Raw genomic sequence first — 1,511 nt, 5'->3', positions numbered from 1 at the left:
GCGTTGCTTTTTAAGAGTATGATTTTCTTCCTCTAATTTTTCACGCTTTTGGTAGTAACTAGTCAAGAGTTCCTGAACCTGAGCCAACTCTTCTTCTGTAGACTCTAGTTCAGCCTTATTTTCCTTGATTTGAGCAACCAGAACGTCTAAATAAATAGCCTTGCGTTGACCTTCCAAATCCAGAAACTTACGAGCATTTTCAGCTTGCTTCTCAAGAGGCTTGATTTGATTATCCAACTCGTAGATAATGTCTTCAAGACGATCTAGATTATCCTGAGTTTGCTGGAGTTTACTCTCAGTCTCTTTTCTACGAGTCTTGTATTTCAAAACTCCTGCAGCTTCTTCAAAAATAGCTCTGCGTTCTTCAGGCTTGGAGTTGAAAATCTCCTCAACCTTCCCTTGGGAAATGATAGAGAAGGAATCTCGTCCCAAACCTGTATCCAAGAAAAGGTCATGAATATCACGCAGACGGACTTTCTTACCATCAATCTTGTATTCGCTGTCTCCGCTACGATAGATATGGCGTTCTACTCTGATTTCTTGACCTGCATCCTTGATAAATCCATCATTATTATCCAGAGTCACAACTACAGAAGCATAATTGAGCGGTTTGCGACTTTCAGTTCCGGCAAAGATGACATCTGGCATCTTGCCACCACGGAGACTCTTAACACTTGACTCCCCCAAGGCCCAACGCAGACTTTCTGTAATATTGGACTTTCCAGATCCATTGGGTCCAACGACTGCCGTCACACCTTGGTCAAAGACGACCTTGGTCTTATCAGCAAAGGACTTGAATCCCTGAATTTCGATTTCCTTTAAATACATGAATCCAGCCCTTTCTCAACGGCATTTTTGGCAGCTTCCTGCTCTGCTAGTTTCTTAGAACGACCTTGACCTTGACCAATGCTCTTACCTTCAACAAGAACTTCTACATCAAAAACCTTATCGTGGGCAGGCCCTGTTTCAGAAATCACCTGATAACGAATAGCCACATCCCCATTAACCTGAAGTAACTCTTGGAGATGGGTTTTGTAGTCTGTAATCATCTCAAACTCGCCTGCTTCAACCTTAGGAATCATGACTTGATAGATAAATTCCTTGACTTTGGCCACATCCTTGTCCAAAAGGAGGGCACCAAGAAAGGCCTCAAAGGCATCACCAAGAATGGTATCACGATTGCGACCACCAGATTTTTCTTCCCCCTTACCCAGCTTGATAAACTGATCAAACTGACAATCACGCGCAAAACCAGCCAAACTCTCCTCACGGACAATCATAGCACGGAGTTTAGATAAGTCACCCTCAGGCTTTTTAGGATATTTTTTATACAGATATTCTGAAATCAATAGCTGTAGAACAGCGTCTCCTAAAAATTCCAAGCGTTCATTGTGTGAAATTTTTAAGAGGCGGTGCTCATTGGCATAACTCGTATGAGTAAAGGCAGTCTCCAGTAAATTTTTGTCTGCAAATTCGATTGCAAAATGGTTCTTTAGTACAGTTTGTAATTC

At 42.0% G+C, this 1,511-nt stretch carries 2 protein-coding genes; both read right to left on the bottom strand.

Translation table 11 applies throughout. The features are described 5' to 3' along the window. On the bottom strand, positions 1-828 hold an 828-nt coding region (locus QZ359_RS00820; RefSeq protein ID WP_293951956.1), incomplete at its 3' end, for an AAA family ATPase. Beyond that, a partial coding sequence (rnc, locus tag QZ359_RS00815; RefSeq protein WP_293951953.1) for a ribonuclease III occupies positions 819-1,511 on the bottom strand: 693 nt, incomplete at its 5' end. The genes QZ359_RS00820 and rnc, both read right to left, overlap by 10 nt.

The organism is Streptococcus sp. (genome assembly GCF_019414905.1).
Classification (GTDB): Bacteria; Bacillota; Bacilli; order Lactobacillales; family Streptococcaceae; genus Streptococcus.
Note: the sequence above shows the minus strand (reverse complement) of the source record. Positions and strands in the feature narration are given on the sequence as shown.